At 36.2% G+C, this 5299-nt stretch carries 6 protein-coding genes; 4 read left to right on the top strand and 2 right to left on the bottom strand.

Annotation, left to right across the window (positions count from 1 at the left end; genetic code table 11):
- Positions 1 to 310 precede the first annotated feature (310 nt).
- The 3 genes from bla to AB5935_RS23225 all read left to right on the top strand — a co-directional run bounded on the left by bla (position 311) and on the right by AB5935_RS23225 (position 2836).
- Complete coding sequence (gene bla, locus AB5935_RS23235) at positions 311 to 1216, top strand: class A beta-lactamase, subclass A2 (RefSeq protein ID WP_371742955.1); 906 nt, start codon at positions 311 to 313, stop codon at positions 1214 to 1216.
- 60 nt (positions 1217 to 1276) lie between these two features.
- Positions 1277 to 1732 carry a GNAT family N-acetyltransferase gene (locus tag AB5935_RS23230; RefSeq protein WP_007835485.1) on the top strand — a complete coding sequence of 152 codons (456 nt, stop codon included), beginning with the start codon at positions 1277 to 1279 and terminating at the stop codon, positions 1730 to 1732.
- Between the two features lie 309 nt (positions 1733 to 2041).
- On the top strand, positions 2042 to 2836 hold the full coding sequence (locus tag AB5935_RS23225; RefSeq protein ID WP_007835484.1) for a class I SAM-dependent methyltransferase: 795 nt from the start codon (positions 2042 to 2044) through the stop codon (positions 2834 to 2836).
- A 361-nt stretch (positions 2837 to 3197) separates the two neighbouring features.
- Here AB5935_RS23225 and AB5935_RS23220 read toward each other — a convergent pair whose 3' ends face one another.
- A complete protein-coding gene (locus tag AB5935_RS23220; protein WP_007849096.1) occupies positions 3198 to 3551 on the bottom strand; it encodes a winged helix-turn-helix transcriptional regulator in 354 nt (117 codons plus the stop codon).
- A gap of 192 nt (positions 3552 to 3743) precedes the next feature.
- On the opposite strand from AB5935_RS23220, the gene AB5935_RS23215 reads away from it, so the two are divergent.
- Complete coding sequence (locus AB5935_RS23215; protein ID WP_368327614.1) at positions 3744 to 4712, top strand: arginase family protein; 969 nt, start codon at positions 3744 to 3746, stop codon at positions 4710 to 4712.
- A gap of 165 nt (positions 4713 to 4877) precedes the next feature.
- Here AB5935_RS23215 and AB5935_RS23210 read toward each other — a convergent pair.
- Positions 4878 to 5299 (bottom strand): NUDIX hydrolase (locus tag AB5935_RS23210; protein ID WP_368327613.1); only part of this gene is annotated, 422 nt, incomplete at its 5' end.

The following is a 5299-nucleotide window of genomic DNA, read 5'->3' as shown; positions in this document are numbered from 1 at the left end:
AAAATCCTGAGCAACTTTTTGTTGCTCAGGTACTTAAAAAGTTTAATTTATAATAGTGTTGCGGAATTAAGGATAAAGAAAAAAGAGTACAGCTTTTAATAGATAAGGGTTTGATGAATGTGACTTATATAGGTTGTCACCCTTGCACCAATACTTGTAGTTTGAAAATTAAAATGGAGGATATCCTCACTGTATGGTTGCCTGCGACCGGACATGATGATATGAAAGTTATAGAATGATAAAATACTATTTAAGAAGAGCTATGAATATAATAAAGATTTGTAAACCCATGTCTTCTTTTAGTTCTTTAATAAAAAAAGAACTCTTATATATCTGTATATTCTGTGGAGCACTGTGTGGATGCATTCAGAGGAAGGCCCAAGACCCTTTAGAACCGTTAAAAACAGAGATTCGACATATTATTAAAGATAAGAAAGCAACTATAGGAGTGGCTCTGATACTAGACGGAGAAGATACGCTGGCCGTAAATAATGCCGAAAAATATCCCATGATGAGCGTTTATAAGTTTCATCAGGCATTGGCTGTATGTGATTACCTGCAAAAACGACATATTCCACTTTCCACTTCCCTATATCTTGATAAAAGGTATTTCAAACCGGATACATACAGCCCTTTGCGTGATAAATATCCCCAAGGTAATTTGGAACTTCCGATTAGTGAACTTTTAGCTTATACAATGCAGTTAAGTGACAATGTAGCCTGTGATATTTTATTCGATTATATAGGTGGTGTAAACGTGGTGGATGAATACATTCATTCATTGGGAATAAACGATGTTTCTATAACTACTACCGAAGATGAGATGCATCAAGACATGGATGATTGTTACAAAAACTGGACAACACCAATGGAAGCAGCCAATCTATTGGAACTTTTTATGACTCAAGATTCCATGAAAAATGAATATACAAATTTTCTAAAACATATTATGATAGAGTGTGAGACAGGTAAAGACAGACTACCTGCTCCCCTTCCCGAAAGTGAAGTCAAGATAGGACATAAGACAGGAACTTCCGATAAGAATGAACGGGGGGAATACATTGGCATCAATGACATTGGTTTTGTAATTCTACCTGATGGGAACCGATACGTAGTAGCCGTATTTGTCAAAGACTCAAAAGAAAATATGGAAACGAATACTAAGATCATCTCTGATATTTCGGCTGCTATTTACCGATATGCCAGGAATCGTTAAAATAGTGCTATTTTGTACTGTCTATGAAAATAAAGACAAGAATGTCATAAATATAATATTATGGATTATCACATCGTTAAAATATCTAGAAATAAAAAGCAATATCTGGATTTATTATTGCTTGGGGATGAACAGGAAATAATGATAGACCGATATTTGGAGCGCGGTGACTTGTTTGTATTGGAAGATAACGGGATAAAAGCTGTTTGCGTTGTAACAAAAGAAGGTCCGAAAATTTGTGAATTGAAGAATATAGCGGTTACCCCTAGTGCCCAACGACAAGGATATGGTAGAAAACTAATAAATTACCTGATAAACCATTACTCAAAAGAATATACTCAGATGATGGTGGGAACGGGAGACGTTCCCGGCACTCTTGCATTTTATAAAAGTTGCGGTTTTGAATATTCTCATTGTATAAAAGATTTTTTCACGGAGAATTACGATCATCCTATCATTGACAATGGGGTTTTACTAAAAGATATGATTTATTTGAAACGTAAAATAGGGTTTTAAAAGAATGGAAACGATCAAATCCTTACTAAATTTAAACATTATTTTCTATCACTTTCAATGAATCGGACAGAAGAATAATTCTTTTTATGAATAATCTATTTACAATTCAATAAAATAAATGTATCTTTGCAATATGTTAAAAACTCATATATCGGATTTGGTGTCGTAAACAATCTGTTTTTATAGAATAGATTGTCCAGTCGTTTTTACTCTCAGAATGTCTTTTGAGAGCAATTTTATATTATTTATAATTGATCTTTTAATCCGCATACAAATAATGGGATTGTATGCCCTCAATGTTTTACAATAATGAATAACGATAATAATCATAATACAATCCAAGAGTTCGATGTAAATTTAATCTGTGATTTCTTTTTAAATACAAACCGGCAAGGTCCCGGAAGTCCCGAAGCAACCTTAAAAGCACTAAGCTTTATAAATAATCTCACTGTTCAATCCCTTATCGCCGATCTCGGTTGTGGGACAGGAGGTCAGACAATGGTATTGGCACAACATACACCGGGAAGTATTACAGGACTCGACTTCTTTCCGGAATTTATTGAATGCTTCAACAGGAATGCCGAAAAGTTAAATTTACAGGATAGAGTAAAAGGTGTAGTCGGTTCAATGGATGCCCTTTCTTTTGAAAAAGAATCCCTAGACTTGATTTGGTCGGAAGGAGCTATTTATAATATCGGTTTTGAACGAGGATTGAACGAGTGGCGCAATTATTTGAAACCGGGAGGATACCTTGCCGTTTCTGAAAGTGTCTGGTTTACCGATCACCGTCCGGCAGAGATTCATGATTTCTGGATGAATGCTTACACGGAAATAGATACAATTCCTAATAAAGTAGTACAAATACAAAAAGCGGGATATATTCCCGTTGCTACGTTCATTCTTCCGGAGAATTGCTGGACAGAACATTATTATGTTCCGCAGGCCAAAGCCAAAGAAATGTTTATCAAGAAGTATGCAGGGAATAAAACAGCTGAAAAACTGATGGCATCCATCTGCCATGAAGCTGAATTATATAGTAAGTATAAAGAATACTATGGATATGCATTTTTTATAGCAAAGAAAATAAATCCCTTTCAAGGTTAGTGGAAAGAAGAGTAAAGTGACCTTCTAAAACATATTCAAGTAGTGCAGACATTCTGTTCAAGGAGTATCTGCACTCGCTTTTTTATATATCAAGCATTTCCATTAAAGCGCTTTTCAGTACATAGGCACTTATACCCAGTCGTCTTTTTCACCGCCTCATTCAGATAAACAGATGAGACATTGAGCAGCAAAGCATATTCTTGTGGGCGTTTTAATGAATGGAATTTTACAGCCCATAAGGCTTTAAATTGTTTTATGATAATAGTTTTAATTACCCTCTTTTTAAAACGTTTTCTAATTGACAAAGTAATTCATTTTCAATCAGAAAACCGAATTGATAAAGAATCATATCTTGTTGAACTTAGTCTTCCATTCCTAATATTTTCTTCATTTGCGGTCGGAATCCATCTCCCCATTTTTCTAATTGTTCAATAATGGGAAGCAGTGTTCTACCTTGCTCTGTAATGGAATATTCTGTATGGGGAGGAAGTTCCGAAAAAATCTTTTTCTGTATCATGCCATGAATCTCCAGTTCTTTCAGTTGTTGGTTGATTACCCTTGGGCTGGCATCATCAAAGTAACGATGAAGTTCACTCGGGCGCTTCGGGCCTTTGTCCAATTCTTGAATAATGCAGCTTTTCCATTTTCCACCAATCACTTCCATCGCTATTTTCACACCGCAGTCTATATCAAAAGGTATTTTCTTTCTGTACATAAATCTTCTTTTTTCTGCAAAATTAATCATATTGAAATAACATGGAAAGAATAGCTTCTACTCTTTTCATGTTATAGGGATAAATTATTCATATACTGATTAATTTATCCCTACTTGCGCAAACCATCGGGTAATTATAAATTTGCAGACAGATTCAGATATAGGAATAATGGGATATATAATAATGATATAATGAAAAAGTGGTTATCTCTGATAATATTACTGGCTGTTAATGTGATTTCTATTAATGCACAACAGAAAAATTCAATTAATAATCAAAGTATGGAAAAGAAAACAAAAACAATTCGTTTGATTTATCCGCAATGGCAAGGAGGTGATATTGCTCGGTGGATTACTGAAATAAAAGATCCCGAAGCAGCATCAAAGGGATACTTCTTAGGGGCAGAATTGCTTAACTTCTTGGCTCCCGACAGCAGTCAAGAAACACTGACAGTTCCCATTTCAACAGAAATTACAGAACGTAGAAAAAAGGACGGTGTACTAGACCGCGACATTATTGTGAAACAGACTAAAGCTGCTCTTGACTTGTTGCGTATCAGTGATCCTGATAAAATAGTAACTCTTGGAGGAGAATGTTCTGTCAGTGTCGTTCCGTTTACCTACCTTGCAGAGAAATATAAAGATGGTGTGGCAATGATTTGGATTGATGCCCATCCTGATATAACACTTCCCGGAGATATGTACAGCGGATTCCATGCCATGGCTGTTACTGCCTGCATGGGGAAAGGCGACAAGGAAATCCTTTCCAAGCTACCGGCCCAAATAGCCCCCTCAAAGATTCTGCTCGTAGGATTGCGTGATTGGGAACGTGATGAAATAAAAGTCCGCCAGAAACAATATGGTATAAAACATCTTACTCCGGAAGATGTAGCACAAAATAGTAATGCTATATATGAATGGTTAAAATCATGTGGAGCATCCCGCGTGTTAATTCATTTTGATATGGATGTGCTCGACCCTGCCGAAATTATAGCAGCCGTAGGGGTAGTTCCCGATGGAATGAAATTGGCAGAAGTGGTCCGCGTTATTAATGATATTGCCAAAGAGAAGGAAACAGTAGGTCTAACCGTTGCCGAACCGATGCCACGGATTGCTATCAGAATTAAAGAAATGTTAAATCAATTACCTTTGTTGAAATGATAAGGAACAGATAAAAAGACATTTAGAATAACCTGTCAAAATCAATTCTCCGGAGAACTCCAATATTTTATGGGCAAAGTGGTTCTAGATTACTTTATCCTTTAAGCCAAAAAACATTTTCAGAGAGGGCAAAATCCTCCCTGAAAATGTATTTGGGTGATTGAACTATGAATGAGAATATAAAGCAAAATACTTCCAAAGCGGTGCTGCCATCAATGATTGTTTTACTTCATCATTCAATAACAACGCTTTTATTTCTTCTTCACTCAGCAAATGCACTGTCAAATCTTCAGTTTCTTCCAAATGCTGGGTGGAGATTCGTTCTACCTCCGTAGCCAGATAACAATGAGTGATATTTGTCATGGTGCTGGCATTTGCAGAGACGGTCATAAGTTTTGTCCAATTTCCATTACCATACCCTGTTTCTTCGTACAATTCGCGTTGGGCAGAAAGCAAAGGTTCTTCTCCGGTTTCACAAACTCCGGCACAAATTTCATAACGTGTTTCTTTTATTCCGTGACGGTATTGGCGTACTAATACGAATTTACCCTCTTGGGTGATAGCAATTACATTTACCCAATCAGGAT

This window comes from Phocaeicola sp. RTP21198st1_B8_RTP21198_201120, assembly GCF_040929485.1.
Taxonomy (GTDB): Bacteria; Bacteroidota; Bacteroidia; order Bacteroidales; family Bacteroidaceae; genus Phocaeicola; species Phocaeicola dorei.
This window is presented reverse-complemented; position numbering and strand designations above follow the sequence as displayed.

Excerpts from the sequence above, each read along its gene's own strand:
- AB5935_RS23230 (WP_007835485.1), top strand. The coding sequence starts at position 1,277 with ATGGATTATCACATCGTTAAAATATCTAGAAATAAAAAGCAATATCTG.
- AB5935_RS23225 (WP_007835484.1), top strand. The coding sequence starts at position 2,042 with ATGAATAACGATAATAATCATAATACAATCCAAGAGTTCGATGTAAAT.
- AB5935_RS23220 (WP_007849096.1), bottom strand. The coding sequence starts at position 3,551 with ATGTACAGAAAGAAAATACCTTTTGATATAGACTGCGGTGTGAAAATA.
- AB5935_RS23215 (WP_368327614.1), top strand. The coding sequence starts at position 3,744 with ATGAAAAAGTGGTTATCTCTGATAATATTACTGGCTGTTAATGTGATT.